The sequence below is a fragment of the Pedobacter suwonensis genome (genome assembly GCF_007833675.1).
Classification (GTDB): Bacteria; Bacteroidota; Bacteroidia; order Sphingobacteriales; family Sphingobacteriaceae; genus Pedobacter; species Pedobacter suwonensis.
Map to the genome: position 1 here is coordinate 160,397 of NZ_CP031708.1, position 20,545 is coordinate 180,941.

Genomic DNA, 20,545 nt, shown 5'->3' on the forward strand with positions numbered 1-20,545 from the left:
GTGCTTCCGTGGCGAACATAATGCTTATGCATGCGCAGAAAGAGCTAGAACTAACAAAGAAAAGTTAAAAGCGATTTCCCTGTTAAATCGGTAGCTGCTTTTTCGCTTTTGTAAATTTTTTACTAATTTTGTTAGTATTGAAAAGATCAGGAAGCGCAGATTTACCCTTACATTATGGCCATGTCCCACCATGGCTGGCACAACGCATGGCCAAACTTGGCTTAGCAATAACAGAAGCCATACTATTGGAATATGGTAAAGCCGAAGTAATACGCCGGTTAAGTAGTCCGTTCTGGTTCCAGAGTTTAGGTGCGGTAATGGGGATGGATTGGCATTCTTCAGGAATAACGACATCAGTAATTGGCGCTTTAAAAAAATCCATAAATCCTTTATCAAAAGAGTTGGGCATTTACATCTGTGGTGGCAAAGGAAAGTATAGTAGGGAAACACCAAATGAACTTCTGAAAATTACCGATAAAACCGGATTGAATGGTACAGATTTGGTTCGTGCGAGTAAACTCAGTGCAAAAGTAGATAATACGGCCATCCAGGACGGATTTCAATTGTACCTTCATAGTTTTATTTTGAGCAATGAGGGCGATTGGGCAGTGGTGCAACAAGGCATGAGCGATAGCAGCGCAACAGCGAGAAGATACCACTGGCACTCTAAAAATTTAAAATCCTTTGTAGAAGAACCGCATACGGGAATCTGTGGCATTAATCAAGGCCAGATCCTTAATCTGACAGCTCATAATGCTGATCAAACCAGGCAGAGCATGATGGGCATGACGGTTGAATCGCCTGCTCGTATGCTTAATGAGATACAAAAATTGGTGTTACCCCATCATCATGATGTAAAAGCAAAAGATGTAGATTTGAAACGTTTGGGCAGTATATTGTGGCTGGCACAGGAAAAGCAACCCCGCGATTTTGAAGAATTATTGTTGCTGGAAGGCATGGGACCGAGAACCTTACAATCTATGGCTTTAGTAAGTGAGGTAATTTACGGTACGCCTTCGCGGTTTACTGATCCTGCACGTTATTCATTCGCTCATGGAGGCAAAGATGGCCACCCCTTCCCTGTTCCGGTAAATGTTTATGATGAAACAATTAATGTTTTGCAAAAAGCAATTGATAAGGCGAAAATCGGCAATACCGACAAACAACAAGCGATAAAATCACTACATCAAATTGCCCGAAATGCAGAAAAAGACTTCGTTCCTAATATGGATTTTGAAAAAGTAATTGAACAGGAACGTGAGGAAAGCTGGAAATACGGTGGTCGAACGGTTTTTGGGAAAGAGAAGCCACCCATAGATAAACAGTTGAAATTGTTTTAATTTTTATTCTGCCAGGTCATTTATTATCATACTGTTTTCAGTTTCTTTCTGTAAAGTTCCGAAGGACTCTGGGACTGTAAAATGGATAAGAGTCTCTGACTCGGTTTTGTTACTGAGTTTTAAACTCAGTTCTATTAACAAATTCTTAGAGACGCTACGGATAGTGTATGTGAATGGTAAGCCTCTTTTTATTCTATAAAGTCTATTTCTATCAATCCTCTTTCTGTTGTATAGTAATCTATAGCAGAGGAATAAACGTATTCTTTTGCACTCCTAACCGCACCTGATCTTACAGGATTATCATGTAAATAATTTAATCTTTGATCCATCATTTCATTGGTAGAAAGTTCCACCGGATGATTTTCCTGCTGCCAAAATTGATAATCTTTATTTCTTTTATTTTCTTCTCCAGCTTTTTTAAATATCCAAAGCATCCAGCTTCGTCTACTTTCATAATTATTGTTTTTGATTGCTTTAATGATGTTGTTAGATGTAAACTTTTTAAAATCTCTTAACGTATCAGATAGATTACTATCACTTGCTGATAAAATCAAATGAAGATGATTACTCATAATACACCAGGCATGAATTCGTAACCTTTATTCGTTTTGCAATAAATTAGACTTTCTACAACGATATCAGCATATTCTTTTCTGGTAAATACATCTACCCACTGTACAGTAGCAAATGTTATAAAATATATAGCCTCCTGATCTTTTATTTGATAGCCATTTTCTCCCATATACTAATATAAGTTTTTAGAATTAAGATATTTACGTCGTTTCAAAATAGACCGTAGATTATAGACGATTTATAGAATAGCTAAGTCTCTGAGTCGCCATTTTGCTGAGTTATAACTCAGTCTATTCTTATCCGTAGAGACGCTGCGCTTAACTCTACGGATAGTATGGTAAGGATATGGTTCTATCCGTAGAGTTCCGAAGGGTTCTACGGATTTTGGAATGGACAAGGGTCTCTGACTCTATTTTGTTGCTGAGTTATAAACTCAGTTCTATTCTTAAATCCGTAGGAGATTCTGCGCTTAACGCTACGGATAGTATGGTAAGGATATGGTTCTATCCGTAGAGTTCCGAAGGGCTCTACGGATTTTGGAATGGGCAAGAGTCTCTGACTCGGTTTTGTTGCTGAGTTATAAACTCAGTTCTATTCTTAATCCGTAGAGACGCTGCGCTTAACTCTACGGATAGTATGGTTCTATCCGTAGAGTTCTGAAGGGCTCTACGGATTTTGGAATGGACAAGAGTCTCTGACTCGTTTTTGTTACTGAGTTATAAACTCAGTCTATTCTTAGATCCGTAGAGACGCTGCGCTTAACGTTAAGGATATGGTTCTATCCGTAGAGTTCCGAAGGGCTCTACGGATTTTGGAATGGACAAGAGTCTCTGACTCTGTTTTGTTGCTGAGTTATAAACTCAGTTCTATTCTTAAATCCGTAGAGACGCTGCGCTTAACTCTACGGATAGTATGGTTCTATCCGTAGAGTTCTGAAGGGCTCTACGGATTTTGGAATGGACAAGAGTCTCTGACTCGGTTTTGTTGCTGAGTTATAAAATCAGTTCTATTCTTAAATCCGTAGAGGCGCTTCGCTTAAAGTTAAGGATATGGTTCTATCCGTAGAGTTCCGAAGGGCTCTACGGATTTTGGAATGGACAAGAGTCTCTGACTCGGTTTTGTTGCTGAGTTATAAACTCAGTTCTATTCTTAAATCCGTAGAGACGCTGCGCTTAACTCTACGGATAGTACGGGGCCCGAAAGATGCTGACCACGAAGTAGCTACAAGGTAACTGAAAATAATATCTCTTACTTGTAAAATAAATTCAGCATGACGATCGAATGAATTATCAATTTTATTGTATAAAACAAAAAAGGTCGTGGTTTACACCACGACCCAAAAAAATATAGAATTTAAACCTGTTTAAGCATATGCTACTGCATCTTTCGACGCCAGTTTAGTTGCTCCCATTAAGTATTCATCTACCTTACGGGCAGCTTCTCTGCCTTCTGAAATGGCCCAAACCACTAACGATTGTCCACGGCGGACATCGCCTGCAGCAAAAATCTTTGCAATATTAGTTTGATAGGTATGTTCAGATGCCTTTACATTTCCACGGTTATCTAATTCAATACCCAATTTTTCAAGTAAACCTTCTTTTTGCGGATGTAAAAATCCCATTGCTAAAAGCACCAGCTCGCATGGAAGATCTCTTTCAGTACCTGCTACTTCTTTAAATGTAACCGGACGCCCGTTTGCATCAATTTCCCATTCTACATCAACAACTTTTAGTGCTTTAAGATTTCCTTCCTCGTCAGCAATAAAGTTTTTGGTATTAACAGACCAAGCTCTCTGTGCACCTTCCTCGTGAGAAGAAGTATTTTTCAGCAACATTGGATAATTTGGCCAAGGCATATGCTCATTGCGTGCCTGCGGTGGCATTGGCATGATCTCGAATTGCGTAACGGATTTTGCGCCATGGCGGTTTGAAGTACCAATACAATCAGATCCGGTATCACCACCACCAATTACAATCACATTCTTACCGGTAGCCATAATATCTTCTGCTTCTACAGTCCTGCCAGCCACACGTTTATTCTGCTGCTTTAAGAAATCCATTGCAAAATGAACACCTTTAGCTGAACGACCATCAATCGGCAGATCACGTGGAATTGTTGAACCACCTGCCAATACAATCGCATTAAAATCACGTAACAAAGTACCTATTTCAACATTCTCGCCTACGTTGGCCTTGCATTTAAAAATGATGCCTTCTTCTTTCATCAAATCAATACGGCGATCTACTACGTTTTTTTGCAGTTTGAAATCGGGAATGCCATATCTTAATAAACCACCCGGTGCATCATCACGTTCGAAAACGGTAACTTCATGCCCGACTTTATTTAGCTGGGCAGCAGCTGCCAGGCCTGCAGGACCTGAACCAATTACAGCAACTTTTTTACCCGTTCTGATTAACGGTGCTTTAGCTTTGATAAATCCTTTTTCGAAAGCAATTTCGATGATATGCTTCTCAATCTCTTCAATAGAAACCGGTGGTCTGTTAATACCTAACACACATGCAGATTCGCATGGTGCCGGGCAAATTCTACCCGTAAATTCCGGAAAATTATTGGTGCTTAATAAAATATTTGCCGCTAATTCCCATTTACCCTGATAAACAGCATCGTTAAATTCCGGTATCACGTTACCCAGCGGACAACCTGACTGGCAGAAAGGCACTCCGCAATCCATACAACGGGCAGCCTGATTATTTAATTCTTGTGGCGGTAAATTATTTAAAAATTCACCATAGTGTTTTACACGCGTTGCAACCTCTTCTCTAATGGGTGCAACTCTGTCGTATTCTTGAAATCCTGTTACTTTACCCATGGCCTAGTGTGTTTTTACTTGTTGGTTACGTTTGCTTAAAACTGCCTTGTATTCTTTAGGGAATACTTTTACGAAATGCGCAGACTGGGTTTTCCAATCGCTTAAGATAAACTCAGCTACCTTGCTATCTGTTAAGCGGATATGTGCTTTAAGTAAGGCTAAGATACGTTCTTCATCTTCTGCCTGAAGTGGATCTAAATCAACCATTTCTTTATTGCATTTTCGCTCGAAAGTTCCATTGGCATCGTAAATCCACGCCACACCACCACTCATTCCAGCGGCGAAATTGCTTCCGGTATCGCCCAGAATCAGCACCTCACCGCCAGTCATGTATTCACATCCATGATCGCCAACACCTTCAACAACAGCTGTTGCACCAGAGTTACGTACGGCAAAACGTTCGCCTGCTTTACCACGGGCAAACAACTCACCAGAAGTTGCACCATACAGGGCCACATTACCAATAATGATATTTTGTTCAGGAACAAAAGTAGCGTTTGAGAAAGGATAAATAGCCAGTCTCGCACCTGATAAACCTTTACCTACATAATCGTTTGCCTCGCCTTCCAGTGATAAAGTAACCCCGCGGGTATTAAAAGCACCAAAGCTTTGTCCGGCAGAACCCACAAATTTAAAGTTGATCGTATCCGGAGGTAAACCAGCGCTTAAATGAACTTTTGAAATTTCATTAGACAGCATAGTGCCTATCGCACGGTCAGTATTTTTTACATTAAAGCTGGCAAATACAGGTTCGTTATGATGGATGGCAGGTTGGGCTGCAGCAATCAGCTGGTGATCTAAAACCTGATCCAAGCCATGATCCTGAGCTTCTGTATGATATAAAGGTAAACCATTTTCTTCTGCCTTGTATAATATGGCTGATAGATCAAGGTGTTTCAGTTTCCAGTCTTCGGCAGGCAATTCACGTAATTTTAAAATATCAGCCTGGCCAATCATTTCGTTAATGGTCCTAAAGCCAAGTTCGGCCATAATCTCCCGTAATTCCTCGGCAAGGAAATAGAATAGGTTTACTACATGGTCTGCATCACCGGTAAATAATTTCCTTAGTTCCGGATCTTGTGTAGCCACCCCTACCGGACAGGTATTTAAATGGCATTTACGCATCATGATACATCCTGATGTTACCAACGCGGCTGTTGCAACGCCCCACTCTTCTGCACCCAATAAAGCTGCAATGGCGATATCCCTACCTGTTTTTAGCTGACCGTCTGTTTGTAAAACGATACGGTTGCGCAATTTGTTCTTTACCAGGGTTTGGTGCGCTTCCGCCAGTCCTAACTCCCATGGTAAACCCGCATGCTGAATAGAAGTTAACGGCGAAGCACCGGTACCGCCATCAAAGCCGGATACAAGAATAACATCAGCATGAGCTTTAGCTACGCCGGCTGCAATAGTACCTACGCCGGCTTTAGATACGAGTTTTACATTGATCCGTGCCGCGCGGTTGGCATTTTTAAGATCATAAATTAACTGTGCCAAATCCTCGATGGAATAAATATCGTGGTGTGGAGGAGGCGAAATTAAACCTACGCCTGGCGTAGAGTGACGAACTTTTGCAATCCAATCGTCTACTTTGTGTCCAGGTAATTGCCCGCCTTCTCCCGGCTTAGCACCCTGAGCCATTTTGATCTGTAACTCATCAGCATTGGTCAAATAATAGCTCGTTACACCGAAACGCGCAGAAGCCACCTGTTTAATCGCTGAGCGCATGCTATCGCCATTTGGCAGTTTGGTATAACGCATTTCATCTTCACCACCTTCTCCGGTATTGCTCTTTCCACCGATACGGTTCATGGCGATGGCCAAAGTAGAATGTGCCTCATGCGAGATTGAGCCGAAAGACATCGCTCCAGTGGCAAATCTTTTTAAGATAGATTCCGTAGCTTCTACCTCGTTTAAAGGAACAGAAGGGCGGCTATAATTGAATTCAAACAATCCACGGATGGTGTAAGCCTGTTGTGTTTGCTCATTTACCAGTTTAGAATATTGTTTGAAAATATTGTAGTCGTTTTTACGTGTTGCGTTTTGTAGTAAGTGAATGGTTTGCGGATTAAATAAATGCGCTTCACCTTTGCGGCGGAATTTATATGTTCCGCCAGCCGGCAATAAGTTTTCTGTCTGCGTTAGCGGGCCAAAACTGCGGTGATGCTTGATTAAAGTTTCTTTCGCAATCTCATCCAGACCTAAACCACCTATACGAGAAACCGCACCCGTGAAATAGGTGTTCACCACCTGTTTGTTTAAACCTAAAATCTCAAAAATCTGCGCACCCTGGTATGATTGAAGGGTAGAGATACCCATTTTAGAGAAAATTTTAAGTAAACCGCTGTTTACCGCGTAGATATAGTTTTTGGTAAGTTGTTCTGCCGACAAACCAGATTCTTGCTGAAAACCATTGATGGTTTCTAGAGCCAGATAAGGGTTTATAGCCGTAACACCAAAGCCCAGCAAGGTTGCGAAATGATGTACTTCCCAAATATCTCCAGCCTCAATCACAATACCAACCGCACCACGGTATCCTTTACGGATCAAATGATGGTGTACTGCTGAAACCGCCAGTAGAGAAGGCATCGCGGCGTGTTCAGAATCGATAGCCCGATCGGTTAATACAATCACCTGGAAACCGTCTTCAACCGCATCAACGGCATAACGGCACAAACGGTCTAAGGCTTTAGCCATAGCGCCTGGTTTGCCATCTGCCCTGAAATAAGTCTGCAAAGTTTTTGCCTGGAAAACGCCGGTGTCAATACTTCTTAATTTCTCTAGTTCCTGGTTGGTTAAAATCGGGTGTTTAATCGCAACGCAATGTGCCTGTTTTGGTGTTTCTTCCAGCAGGTTGCCCATGCTGCCCATAAAACTGGCCAAACTCATTACCACTTTTTCCCTGATCGGGTCAATTGGTGGGTTAGTTACCTGTGCAAATAACTGCTTGAAATAGGATGATAAGTGTTGCGGACGTTTTGACAGGATAGCCAGAGGCGTATCGGTACCCATTGAACCAATCGGTTCCTTGCCTTCAATGGCCATTGGTTTAAGCAAAAGATCTACATCTTCTCTGCTATAGCCAAAAACCTGTTGATATTTGAAGATAGATTCAGTAGATAAGCCGGTAAACATTACGCGGGGCTCAGGCAATTCCTCTAAGCGGATCTGGTATTGGTTAATCCAGTCGCCGTAAGGACTTTTGCCACAAACTTCTTCTTTAATTTCATTGTCGCTGATGATCCTGCCCTGCTCCATGTCTACTACAAACATTTTACCGGGAGTTAAGCGGCCTTTTTCGATGATCGTGCTTTGATCGATGGCCAGCGCTCCCGCTTCAGAACCCATAATTACGCGGTCGTCAGAAGTAATGGCATAACGCGAAGGACGGAGACCATTACGGTCTAAAGTAGCGCCAATTAATTTACCGTCAGTAAAAGCGATGGCGGCAGGTCCGTCCCAGGGCTCCATTAAAGTGGCGTGGAATTCGTAAAAAGCCTTTTTAACAGGATCCATATCCTCATTGCCATCCCAGGCTTCAGGCACCAGCATCATTAGTACATGCGGCAGGCTTCTTCCTGAGTGAAGCAACAGTTCAATCACATTATCCAGACAGCCTGAATCTGAGTTTGTTTCGTCGATTACAGGCAATAACATATCAAGTTCTTCCGGTGTAAAATAAGCAGAAGCAAAAGACTTTACGCCAGCCCTAAACCAGTTTAAATTTCCTTGTAAAGTATTGATCTCGCCGTTATGCGCAATAAAGCGGAACGGCTGGGCCAGTCTCCACGAAGGAAAAGTATTGGTGGCAAAACGCGAGTGAACCAAACCCAGGGCAGACACCATACGCTTATCGGTAAGATCGGTAAAATAGGTGCGTACCTGTAAGGAAGTAAGCTGACCTTTATATATAATGGTTTGTGCGGAAAGCGAAACGATGTAAAAATCTTTACCGCCATGAACGGTATTTACAATCAGTTTGATCAGGTAATTTTTAAAAATGTAAAGTTTGCGTTCAAAATCTGCACCTGGTGCCACCGCATAAGGGCGGGCAATAAACACCTGTTCAATTTCAGGTTCAACGGAAAGGGCCATGTTGCCTATATCCGTTGTGTCTACATCAACCTTTCTAAAACCTAAAATTTCAAGGCCTAGCTTTTCAGCAGCACGGTAAATCAGCTCTCTGCATTCTTCTCTGGACCTGATATCTTTTGGCATAAATAACATACCAACACCATAATTATTGGTTTCTGGTAGGCTAAAGCCTGCTTTTAAACATTCATCGTAAAAAAATTCGTGAGGAATCTGAATCATGATACCTGCTCCATCGCCTGTATTTGGTTCTGCTCCACATGCCCCTCTATGATCTAGATTCTCTAAAATAGTAAGTGCATCAGAGATGATTTGATGCGATTTCCGCCCTTTCACATGTGCAACGAACCCAATACCGCAGGCATCGTGTTCAAATTGCGCATCGTACAATCCACTGTTTGGTTCCATTCTTTGCTCGTTAGTTGTTAGTGTATAGGAAACACTAAGATAGGAAAAAGAAACTTTAAATTACAGAGTTGACACGATTTTTGGAAAAATTTTAGTTCCTAGGTAATTTAATGCGTTTAAATTTAAAAAATAATAATTATTGTGCAATACATTTAGCAAATTGATAATGGTAATATTGTACAATAAATGCTCATATTAGCTCAATTTTAAAACTAAACCGTTTTAACAAGTATTTCAAGTATGAATAATTTATTTAAATATAAAATAAACTACTGAAAGTGAGTCTGTTGTGGTCAAATTAAAATGCCGGTTTCGATTTTATTAATTTATTAATCAGCTATATAGCTTAAAACTAAAAAAAAATACAGAAATGCGTTTTGCAAAACAACTTCTTTTTCTACCTTTGTGGCCGGGCAAGTCTTTTACGACCAGCTCCCTTTGAACTCCCCCAGGGTGGGAACGCAGCAAGGGTAGAAGGTTGTAGCGGTGCGATAGAAGGTGCTTGCCCTTTTTTTACCCCCTTATTCCCCTGAAGGGGGGATATTAAATTCTTCAGGGCTTCTTGCAGCAGAACCTAATAATCATTTTAAGAATTTATAAACATGAAATTTTTTATTGACACAGCAAATCTTGATCAAATCAAAGAAGCTCAAGATCTTGGCATTTTAGATGGCGTAACCACCAACCCTAGCTTAATGGCTAAAGAAGGTATTACCGGCGATGAAAATGTAATTAACCATTATAAAGCAATCTGCGATATTGTTGACGATAATGTAAGTGCAGAAGTAATTTCGACCACTTTTGAGGAAATTATCAAAGAAGGCGAAGCCCTGGCCGCATTAAACCCGAAAATCGTAGTTAAAGTTCCAATGATTAAAGATGGTTTGAAAGCCATTAAATATTTTTCTTCAAAAGGAATTAAAACCAATTGTACTTTGATTTTTTCTGCCGGACAAGCTTTATTGGCAGCGAAAGCAGGTGCAACATACGTTTCTCCTTTTTTGGGCCGTTTAGACGATATTTCTAACGATGGCCTGGTTTTAATTGAAGATATCAGAACAATTTTTGATAACTACGGATATGAAACACAAATTTTAGCGGCATCCATCCGCGGACCATTGCATATTGTAAATTGTGCTAAATTAGGCGCCGACGTAATTACGGCACCATTGGCTGCTATTGTTGGTTTATTAAAACACCCGCTAACAGATAGCGGTCTAGCAACATTTTTAGCCGACCACGCTAAAGCAGCGGGTAAATAAGTTTTGAGTATTAAGTTTGGGATGTTGAGTTCCAGGCAGACAAAAAAGTCCTGAATTAAGTAATAATTTAGGACTTTTTTGTTTAACAAAATTTAATGAATAAGAGTCCTTAGGGTTTTCTATTTGAGCATTTTGCTTATTCCAAACTCTAAACCCTGAATGCCAACTGAGCTAAATATTTTATTTTCAATAATTTAGTGTCTTTCCTCTCCCATTTTCCCTGATCTTTTGGAGAGCAGAACCAGTGCCAATCGGTTGCTCCAGTCCTGCTTTCCATTATATTCCGGTGAATTTTCCGGAAAGATAATTGATTTAACACCGGAATGCCATTTCAATCAGGTCTAGTTTCCATGGGCAGCTTAAGAAAGTTCAAAGCACAAGCGCGTGGAACGATTTCGTAAGTTTGGCAAGGCAGGTTCCATCATCCATTTTCCCTCTTCCATTTTCCCTGATCTTTTGGAGAGCAGAACCACCAGTGCCAATCGGTTGCTCCAGTCCTGCTTTCCATTATATTCCGGTGAATTTTCCGGAAAGATAAATTGATCAGACACCGGAATGGTCTAAAAGGCAAGGTAACTTGAGAAATTTTAAAGGAGAAGTTTCCGGAAGGATTTAAGTATTAGGTACGAAAAAACGTAATATAATTTCATAAACTTCTGATTGACAGTGTATTTATTCTTTCCTTTTTAAACTTCGTATATCTTTGCGAACATTTTGAGTTAACGATGGAAAAGGCATCCTTTTGGCTATCATCTTGAGGGATAATTTATGATATAAAAATCAATATGATTGACGGATAAAATTTAATTAGGAAATATCCCTCAGGAAATCGTCATTCCCAACTTGATTGGGAACCACGAAGTGCTCATGAATGCCGCTATATAAAAGCAAACACTGATGAATAATCTTAAAACGTTTTATTAAGATTCCCGCGTACGCGAGAATGAAGACCAAAATAGTGGATTCTGTCGATGGCAGCGTACTCGAAGGCCAGCCAAAAAGATATAGTGTACAGCGTGTTAAAACGCCCAAATAAAATCAATATAAGCCCTGGAGTTAAATTCTTGTACGCCTTAAAAAGAGACTTTAGACTAAAGACTCACGACTAAGGACTTCCTTAACCTTCTCGTAACTGATCTGCTCATCCGGTTCAATCAATATTCCCTTCACTCCTGCCCCATTTGCGGCTTCTACGTCTCTGGGTTTATCGCCGATCATAACAGACTGTGCCGGATCAATATCATACATGTCAATGGCATCCAGAATCATTCCTGATGCAGGTTTTCTACATTTACACTCCCCACCAACAGTTGGATGATGCGGACAGTAATAAAAACCGGCAATATCAGCCCCCTTGGCCAAAAAAGCATTTCGGAGCATCTGGTGCATAATAGCCAGTTCTTGTTCGGTATAGCGCTTCAATGCAATGCCGCCCTGGTTCGTAATGACAATCAGCAAATACCCCTCATCAAAAAGTTTCTTTAGTACAGGAATTTGGTAATCCAGGATTTTAAAGTCTTCAACGCGACAAATGTAATCGTATATTTCGTGGTTAAGTACACCATCGCGGTCTAGAAAGATAGCTTTGTTCATTGTTGATATTATGGGTTTTGGAGTATTAGTATCAAGATTTAAGTATTAAGTATCGAGATTCTACCTGTTTATAATTTCGCCAAAATAACTGAAAATTAAGCATAAAAGAAAGCCCAACCTCATTGAAGGCGGGGCTTAATCATAAAATTGATGTGGTTTTGCTTATTTCAAATCAATCCTGCCCTGTGGCCTTTTATGGCAAAAAACAGAATGTATAAGTAGCAGGGCAATACCGTTAACAGGTAGGCCAGTTGAAAGTTAATATGCAGTTTTTCATTTAAGAAAGCATATAGTAGCGGCATTATGGCACCCCCTGCAATACCCATAATCATAATGGCTGAACCTATTTTGGTAAATCTGCCCAGATGACTAATGCCTAGCGGAAAAATTGCAGGCCACATTAATGAATTGGCTAAGCCGAGTAAAGCCACGAAAATTACTGCGAACCAGCTGGAAATTACAAAAGATAAAATGGTGAACAAGATCCCTAAAATGGCACACATTCTTAAAGCCTTTTGCTGCGAGATGTATTTTGGAATGGTTACAATGCCAACAATGTAACCAATTAACATACTAAAAAGGGTAATGGAAGTTAGTTTTCCGCTAATCTCGGCTTTAATGCCCAATTCACGGCCATAAATTCCGATAATATCACCGGCCATAACCTCCGCTCCCACATATACAAAAATACAAAGTGCTCCCAAAAATAAATGTGGAAACTGGAAAATACTTTTGTGTTTGAGTACCGCTCCATTGCTTTCGTCTACCACATCCTCTTCAACTTCAACCTCCGGCAAATTGGTAAATTTAATCAGCAATGCAAAAAGGCAGAAAACAATGGCTAAAACAACGTAAGGCATATTTACGCGACCTAAAACATCATTTAATAACTGTTGGTGCACTGCACCGGTAGCCGATTTAATCTGTTTTTCTACTTCAGAAGCATTTTTTAAAAACAAGGTACCCATAATCAATGGCACAATCATTCCGGCAAATTTATTGCAGATCCCGGCAATGCTGATGCGTTTGGCTGCACTTTCAATAGGTCCTATAATGGTTAAGTACGGATTTGATGCGGTTTGTAACAAAGCCAGTGCCGCCCCTTGTACAAAAATACCGGTTAAAAATAAACCAAAAGTTCTGGTCTGAGCTGCCGGAATAAATATCAATGAGCCTAAACCCAAAATAATCAAACCTAAAACAATTCCGTTTTTAAAGCCCACTTGTTTCAAGATCCACGACGATGGTAGCGCCAAAAAGAAATAGGCCATGTACGAGGCGAAGGTTACAAAAAATGCCTGTAGGTTTGACAGGCCAAAAGATAACTTAAAAAAAGGAATCAGGGTTCCGTTTGCCCAGGTTACAAAGCCGAAAATAAAGAATAAAGCACAAATAATAATGAGCGGTTTCGGCCCCTGTGCCAGGGCTGATGTTGTTTTTTGCTGCATGAGTTTGGTTCGGTTTATTTGTTTAGGCCAAACTAAAGAATAATTTTTAATAAATAGGCATCACCGCTTTCGTAATTTTATTTTTAACATGTCTTTAAACCCCATTTCACTATGGATGATCTACATGTTAAGTATAGAAAACTTACAAAATCAGTTTAAAAAAGGACCGCCAGATAATTAATTTACCTATAAATCAATACACTACCGCATTTATCGATTTTTTATTTGCAGGAAACAGTCTGTACGCCTATATTTGCACCACTTTAAAGGAAACGGCTAACGTTGATGTAAAGTAGATTCCGTAGCTCAGCTGGTAGAGCATTACACTTTTAATGTAGTGGTCCTGGGTTCGAATCCCAGCGGGATCACGAAAATAGTATAAAAACTATGTAAAAGCTTGCAAATCAAATGATTGCAAGCTTTTTTGTTTTAGTTGAAAATCTAAAATACTCACAGATTCTCATATCAAAAGTGTGTAATTCGGTGAGTAATTTAGGTACAAAAAGAACTTGCCGAATTATACATAACCATTTGTTTAACAATTCGTTATAGCATCGAACATCTTGACGTTTTCAGAGTGCAGAAACAGTTACAACAGGGACGCGGGATCTAATCCAGGCGCTGATGAAAGGCCATCGCCTCAATTCTTTTTACCTCGTAGGTGGTACCGCCTATCTTTAAGGATCGGACACAGTGAATTCATAGATATAGACCTTTTCAGCTCATCAGACCTCGATGGTGACGGACTCGCCTTCCACTTAAGGAACAGCTATGGCGCAGATGTAAAACGCTGGGAATGGTCAGAGTCATTACCTCCTTTTCATTTAGGTGTGGATAACTTTCCATTACGTTTTAAAAACTGTTTGATTATTACCAGAATCACCGTTAGCAATGCTGCAATAGGAATAAAAAAATAGCTAATGTCGCTATGCGCATCGAAAGGCCTTATTTCAAATTTACTTTTCCTAACCATCGTGACCTCACGGGCGATTTTTTTTCTCACGCCATTCTTTGTAAAATCGGCGGTTATCTTTGCAGTGAACCTTTCGCCAGAGTATTTAGGATTTAGCTTAAATATGAATTCATAAGCAAAATAAGGGTTACTGGAACTGTTTATAAACTTAAGACTATCTGGAATTTCTGAAAAGCTTCTAAATTCAGGAATGTCCCAATTGTGCATTCCGCTATAGGGCAGTATTTTTTCTAATAATAAGTTGTTTTCCTTTTCACTTTCGATTTGAGATAAACCAATTTGTAAATCCTGAATCTGAATTTCAGCTTTGATATTGTTTAGACTACAGTCAAATGAGTAGCCTGTACCTTCGGACTTCAAACTAGTTGAAATTACAAATCCATTATTATAGATTTTTTCGCTTAATTGGCTTGAAGGGTTTTCAAAATATGTATTCTTTCTGGAATGGGTAACTAGCGATATAATAGTTATACTGAGAAAAATATAGAGAAGGGTATTTGTTAATTTCATTTTATCTGATAAATAATTCAAAGTTCCAAATAGGGTTACAGCTAGCATATGGCCTTTTGTAAGCTAAGGATATTGATCTAATATCCAGGTGGTCTTCGAGGGTTTGATCTAATAAACCTGGATATGTCTAGCTAATTTAAAATTCACCAATCGTCGCTATAGATCATATATTCTACAAAATAGAATGACGGGATTTCTAATTCAGATTTGTAATAGGGTATCTGGTCTATCTCCCAGTCAACCACAGGAGGCTTGTTTCCAAAAAAATTGTTTAAAAAGTTCATTTTTTCAGGGGGTATTATTAGTTACGGGATCTTTTGCTTTTCCTCATTGATCCTCCTGTAAACGAGTTTAACTATCAAATCAAGTTCGCTCTGCTCACAGTAATATTCACTTATATGTCCAAAAGTCTGGTATGTTGAGACGTTAAAGCCTTCCTCAATGTCATTGTAAAAAACTACCTTATTACCTAAGATTGCGACCACCCAAAATCCTCCGTCCTCGTTTCCATATTCTTTTTTCTTTCATTTCTGGAGTGCATTTTAATCAGGTTCCAAAAGTTCAATGGCTTACCTTCGAGTTTTGACTCTCCCCTTGAGATCCAATCTTCTAATTTTCGGTTAACGAAATCGGTATCTATTTACTCATTGATAAGCCATTATTTTTTTTGAAATAAACTGCAATTTTATTCTATGTTCAAACCTATAAGTGAGAAGTCGATATCTTCTCCAATTTTTATTTTCTGCATAAGAATATCCGTATCACTTCTATTTGCGCTATTTATCTTTACTGTAAAAAATACATTCGATGGTGCATTGATGTTATACTTTTTTACAACAGTACCTTTAATCAAAAGGTCGGTTTTTGGATCAAATTTCCAGGATACATTTGGGCAATCCAGAATTACTGCATTTCTGGAACCGTCAGTATTATCTACATGCATATAAATTAAAATATGATCTCCTTCATTAAATCGATTATAGTTTTTAACAGCCATGAATGCAGCTTTTTCTTCGCATTCGCTTATGGGTTTCCAATATATTTTGTATTCTTCAATCTGGTGATCCACATCGATTTTTTTATTATTTAATTTTCTATGCAAAGATGTGAGGATGATCGAGGAGATACCATCGGGATGGTTAATGCCCAATGATCTAAAATATTTAGCTAACGGAACATTTCTATCGCCTCTTATCCAATTATTTCTGATCCAAAGTCCAGCTCCAAGATGGGCTTCAGCAACGGCTTGTTTTTCCGATTTGGTTTTAAACGAATTCAATTCGGAGGAAGTCCATTCATTTTTGAGATATGAGATTGACTCCTCAAGGTTTTTCGGCATTGCCTGTGTTTTCGGAGAAGATACCGAAGAACAACCAAAGCATGAAATAAGCAACAGAAAATTGACCAGTGTTTTCATTAGCGAGCGAATAATTTTTAAATCTACAAAACGCTATTGATTAATCATCCTAATCAATGATAAACTAGTGGATCCGATAAAAGTGGTACACGAGTTTTTTAGTCACGCATGGTTGCCCTATCATCTGAAAACGCTGACATGCTGGAGAAACGATGTCGCGTTTGAATCTGAAGAGCCAAAAAATGTAGTCCAGCCTTTCTCGTGTATCATTACGAACTGATCATAAAGCTGATAGAAGCCGCCTGGCTCTTGCAGCACCACAAGCTTGGCAGACTTGACATCGATGACAAACAGGAAAGTGATATCGCAAAATGGTACATTAAAACGGAAAGGAAGAAACTACGGAACTATCCTGAAAATCTGACCGTTCGGGAGATCGTAAAGCCTTCATCTGTACTCAAGAAAATGTTCAGGATCTATCAACTGGACGGCTACAAAAAAATCCTGAACACATGGCTTCACGAAGCGCTGAGCAGTTCCTTCATGGAAGAAAGCCTTTCCAAGGCTGAAGTAATTACCGTTTACGAACAATTGGTCAAACTGGTCGAGGCTACGTGGCTGATTAGTCAGCGCATCGAGACAAAGGCTTAGTTCATTTTAACGGCTTCCAGTCTAAAAAAATAGCCCGGTGTTTTAGGGCCAATCAATAATATGTCATACATTATAGCTGTTAAGCTTGCTCAACTATAAAATCTGACAATAGATATAATCAAGTATATTCGTTTACAGATATCTAGGCAAATAGGATTTACAAATACTCAAGTTAACAGCATACAGGGCGCATATCTATGACAATAAACGACATGAAACACTACCTATTAATAATTTCATTGCTTATTATCTCATGTAATAACGGATTGAAAAAAATCTCTAAATCTGATATTGGTGCTGTTTCAAAACTGCAAACTAAATACGTAGCTAAAGAAGAAATTGAACTTCTAGAATATTTTACTGACTCTACAATTATTGGAAGGCCTAATAAGAACAAGATTGAGCTTTCACATTTTCGAAGCCCTGATAGTGGTTACGTGGTAATTCGTTTTTATGCAAAATCGAGTGAAAATAAATGGCTGTTAAAGCAGGAATTCAGTTTCTTAAAAGATGAAATTTCAGGATGCTTTACTGAACTTTCGGATTTCAACAATGACGGCTATAAAGATTTGACCTATAAATCGGCAATAGCCGCAAGAGGTGCAAATGATGTTAGAAATCTCTTTATTTACGACAAAATAAAAGATCAGCTAACTTATATTAAAAACTCAGAGAATTACCCTAACATGTTATACAATAAAGAATTGGATTGTATAGATGCATTTTTAGTTCATGGGGGTTGCACTACTGTTTTCTTAAAAATTGAATTGGATAGTTTAAAAGAATTTGCTAGCGTTGACCTAAGTGATAAGATTAATATCCAGCTTTTATATAAGAATGGAGACAGAACATACTTAGTGAAGGATAAGAAAAATAATTTTAAACCATACACACGATTTAAAAATTTTAGACCACTGGAAGAATTTTCAAAACGTTAAACCGCAGTTAACAAAGTTCCAAAATTGGCGGAAAATCATGTTTAACCTGTTATATTGCATATGAATTTATCTCAGACAGCCAACTGGGCAAAGCATTTGGATCGTGAGTACCATTCACGGCGCTTATCTTTTAAGCGCAAAACTTGCTAACTTTAAAGAGAATGAATACACAACTACACGACATAAAAACTAACATTGAAATAGGTCAACAAATTTTTGAAGCTGTTCCAAGCAATCTTCAACCGAAGTGGGCTGGAGTAATTTTAAATAAATTCAACAAACACATCACAGAGATTCCAGAACAAATCAAGGAACTAAATGACATAATAAAAAAGCCTGATCGTTGGCATGAAGCCCATAAACAATTTGGCTCAATTAGGCGTTTTTTATTGGACAGCAAAAAATATGCGCCCCAGGAATATGTGCTTTTAGCAGAAAGTATTGCCAAAATCACTTACAATTCGTCAGGGAAGCCTGCACCATTTGACTTTGATAGCGGTTATTACATTCCAAGCTTAGCCCTGAAGGCGGCAGATTTTTTTCAGGATGAAAGTCTCGAAGAAGATATAAAAACTACTTTACTTTTATTTAGGGGAAATAAAAACCTAACTACAGATCTAGCAAGCGCTAAAGAAATACTCCTTTATCATCAAATAGACGATATACTTTGGTATGATTGGGATCCAATTGGAATCAATGATTTAGCACCAAGGGATGAATATCAAAGCTACACGCCTCAAATTTTTAGTCTTATCAAGTCAAATACCGATAAAATGGTAATTGCAAAGACTTTGTCTAAGATTGAAACCTACAATATGGGATTGGCCGGAAATATAGAAAAATGCTTAAAGATTGCAGATCAGATTCTGGCTATAGATATGGAAAACTAAACTTCCCATAGTGTAGTACAATTCTTTCCGTAGATACCAGAGCAAAAACAGCGGTGCTGTGTGGGCTGGCCGTTTTTGCAGACCGCAAATGCGCGGGGGGAAAATCTGATGCTACCGCCCAAGGCCTTGGTTTTGTTGCATCTTTCGCTTCCGCCTTTTCCGTGCTGCAAGTTCCACTGGATTTACATCAGGCTCGATCGACTGCACTGGTTCAAGCATTGCCTCAATAAATCCACCGATCGATTGGCCTGTTACCTTGACCATATCCGCAACCGAGTTATAAAGACCATCTGCTACATCCTTTGCCAGTTCATTCACATGCTTTAAATTATGGTGCTGATTTGTTGACAGTTCAAGAATATCCATCTGTTCCCTCTGTGCAGTGCTACCGTTCTTCTGGACGTTTGCATGCGCAAAAGTCTCATCTAGCCCCCTGTCAAAACCAAAGAGCCTATCAAAGATGGTCTCTCCCGATTGCTTGAACGCCACACGGTTGAACTGTCCAAGCTTTTTGGAATGTGCCTCGTTCTTGCCCTTTGAATTGTTCATTGGGCTTAACTTGATTTTGTTGCTGGCATCCTTTCGGCTTATGATGATCTGAATGTGCATCTGGTTGCCCTCTTTTCTCTCAGCACGTTTCCTTTCACCGTTTAATACTTCTTTGTCCTTGTAGCCGTAGTAGCGATGGCGCTCAATCTTACCGAACCACATCAGGTCTCTGGCGGAACTGATGCCTTCACGCTTGAAGTTCCTGGCATATTCGTCCATTACCTTTTCGGCATATTTCTTCAGCTGTTTCTTGATCTCCTTTTTACCATAGCTTTCTTCGAGGTATTTCAATTCTTTTTGGCTGGGGCTGATGTTGACCAGAAAGAACTTTGCATCGGCCTTGCAGAGCTTGGCGATATTTTCGAGCGGTTTCGATGGGAATATCCTTACCACCGTGTGAGAAATATTTGGCGATCATCTTAGCATACGGGATTTTGTGGTCGCTCTTTATAAGTTTCCTGCCAGATGGCAGTTGTAACTCACGCAATTGTTGAATAACATCTATGAAAGTTGGCAGGTGGCCATCATCGATCAAGATCTTGAGTGAAACTTCGTATTCGTTTAGTTCTGCCAGTTTAGCATTTAGTTTTTCAATCTCTTGTTTCTGGTTCTGGATGAGTTCTTCTTTTTCGGCGATAACGATATTAGCAGGTCTCGCATTCCACTCATCTATGCTCGTCAAATATTTTTGGAACTGTTGGAGCTTTGCAAGGTTTTGCCTATGCATGCCGTGGTTGCTTGAAAAAGGATCCTGCATTTCGAAATGTTTAACCCTGGTCTGTACAATTTGCCAGACATGACTGAAGAAATCCTCGCTACTTGCCAATTTATTTTCTAGGACGTAATTCAGGTGATAAATATAATAATTGGAATAGTCCTTTTCGTCCATTCTGTAGATCTTTAACAGGAAATGGTTATCATCATGGTTGTGCCATAAGCCCATAAAGGTTCCTAAGTCGTATGGATGAGCAGAAAAGGAAAAGGGCTTGCGGGGTTTAAAGTAACTTGTTTTCATAAGTTATATTTTAAATGAAACTAAGTTAAGGTTTTTAAAAAAAATCATATTCATGATTGTAGCTATAATGAAAGCGACGGCATAATCAACCCGACACACCGTATTTTAATGTA

The 20,545-nt window shown here is 39.4% G+C and carries 14 protein-coding genes, 1 tRNA gene and 1 other RNA gene; 7 read left to right on the top strand and 9 right to left on the bottom strand.

Annotation, left to right across the window (positions count from 1 at the left end):
• Positions 1-137: 137 nt before the first annotated feature.
• Complete coding sequence (locus DV942_RS00720) at positions 138-1,340, top strand: DUF763 domain-containing protein (protein WP_145854419.1); 1,203 nt, start codon at positions 138-140, stop codon at positions 1,338-1,340.
• A 188-nt stretch (positions 1,341-1,528) separates the two neighbouring features.
• On the opposite strand, the gene DV942_RS00725 is transcribed toward DV942_RS00720, so the two are convergent.
• The 3 genes from DV942_RS00725 to gltB form a co-directional block, all read right to left on the bottom strand.
• The gene (locus DV942_RS00725) at positions 1,529-1,912 is read right to left on the bottom strand and encodes a hypothetical protein (protein WP_244950788.1); all 384 of its coding nucleotides are present in this window, start codon (positions 1,910-1,912) and stop codon (positions 1,529-1,531) included.
• 1,364 nt (positions 1,913-3,276) lie between these two features.
• Entirely contained in the window at positions 3,277-4,743 is a 1,467-nt protein-coding gene (locus DV942_RS00730) for a glutamate synthase subunit beta (RefSeq protein WP_145854421.1), read from the bottom strand.
• A gap of 3 nt (positions 4,744-4,746) precedes the next feature.
• Positions 4,747-9,246 carry a glutamate synthase large subunit gene (gene gltB, locus DV942_RS00735; RefSeq protein ID WP_090979187.1) on the bottom strand — a complete coding sequence of 1,500 codons (4,500 nt, stop codon included), beginning with the start codon at positions 9,244-9,246 and terminating at the stop codon, positions 4,747-4,749.
• A gap of 411 nt (positions 9,247-9,657) precedes the next feature.
• On the opposite strand from gltB, the gene ffs reads away from it, so the two are divergent.
• Both ffs and fsa read left to right on the top strand, forming a co-directional pair.
• An RNA gene (gene ffs, locus DV942_RS00740) (signal recognition particle sRNA small type) lies at positions 9,658-9,757 on the top strand.
• Positions 9,758-9,848: 91 nt separating this feature from the next.
• Positions 9,849-10,508, top strand: coding sequence for a fructose-6-phosphate aldolase (gene fsa / locus DV942_RS00745; protein ID WP_090979190.1), 660 nt, complete (start codon positions 9,849-9,851; stop codon positions 10,506-10,508).
• A gap of 1,086 nt (positions 10,509-11,594) precedes the next feature.
• Here the strand turns inward: fsa and DV942_RS00750 are convergent.
• Positions 11,595-12,101, bottom strand: coding sequence for a D-glycero-alpha-D-manno-heptose-1,7-bisphosphate 7-phosphatase (locus tag DV942_RS00750; protein WP_090979197.1), 507 nt, complete (start codon positions 12,099-12,101; stop codon positions 11,595-11,597).
• 167 nt (positions 12,102-12,268) lie between these two features.
• Positions 12,269-13,549: a sugar MFS transporter gene (locus DV942_RS00755; protein WP_145854423.1), complete on the bottom strand. Its 1,281-nt coding sequence runs from the start codon at positions 13,547-13,549 to the stop codon at positions 12,269-12,271.
• A gap of 295 nt (positions 13,550-13,844) precedes the next feature.
• Between DV942_RS00755 and DV942_RS00760 the strand changes: the two genes are divergently transcribed.
• Positions 13,845-13,917, top strand: a tRNA-Lys gene (locus DV942_RS00760).
• 452 nt (positions 13,918-14,369) lie between these two features.
• Here DV942_RS00760 and DV942_RS00765 read toward each other — a convergent pair.
• Together DV942_RS00765 and DV942_RS00770 are read right to left on the bottom strand one after the other, a co-directional pair.
• Positions 14,370-15,080, bottom strand: a complete 711-nt coding sequence (locus tag DV942_RS00765) for a hypothetical protein (protein ID WP_145854425.1) — start codon at positions 15,078-15,080, stop codon at positions 14,370-14,372.
• Between the two features lie 637 nt (positions 15,081-15,717).
• A complete protein-coding gene (locus DV942_RS00770; RefSeq protein ID WP_145854427.1) occupies positions 15,718-16,449 on the bottom strand; it encodes a DUF6794 domain-containing protein in 732 nt (243 codons plus the stop codon).
• 249 nt (positions 16,450-16,698) lie between these two features.
• Between DV942_RS00770 and DV942_RS00775 the strand changes: the two genes are divergently transcribed.
• The 3 genes from DV942_RS00775 (at position 16,699) to DV942_RS00785 (ending at position 18,868) form a co-directional block, all read left to right on the top strand.
• On the top strand, positions 16,699-17,040 hold the full coding sequence (locus DV942_RS00775; RefSeq protein ID WP_145854429.1) for a hypothetical protein: 342 nt from the start codon (positions 16,699-16,701) through the stop codon (positions 17,038-17,040).
• 212 nt (positions 17,041-17,252) lie between these two features.
• Entirely contained in the window at positions 17,253-17,978 is a 726-nt protein-coding gene (locus DV942_RS00780) for an XAC2610-related protein (RefSeq protein ID WP_145854431.1), read from the top strand.
• Positions 17,979-18,139: 161 nt separating this feature from the next.
• Positions 18,140-18,868 (top strand): hypothetical protein, encoded by a 729-nt coding sequence (locus DV942_RS00785; protein WP_145854433.1) that lies wholly within the window; start codon positions 18,140-18,142, stop codon positions 18,866-18,868.
• Between the two features lie 111 nt (positions 18,869-18,979).
• Here DV942_RS00785 and DV942_RS00790 read toward each other — a convergent pair whose 3' ends face one another.
• Both DV942_RS00790 and DV942_RS23735 read right to left on the bottom strand, forming a co-directional pair.
• A complete protein-coding gene (locus DV942_RS00790) occupies positions 18,980-19,774 on the bottom strand; it encodes a DUF5712 family protein (protein WP_244950882.1) in 795 nt (264 codons plus the stop codon).
• The gene (locus DV942_RS23735; protein ID WP_145854437.1) at positions 19,680-20,432 is read right to left on the bottom strand and encodes a hypothetical protein; all 753 of its coding nucleotides are present in this window, start codon (positions 20,430-20,432) and stop codon (positions 19,680-19,682) included. Before DV942_RS23735 ends, DV942_RS00790 begins: the two co-directional genes overlap by 95 nt.
• Positions 20,433-20,545: the final 113 nt, after the last annotated feature.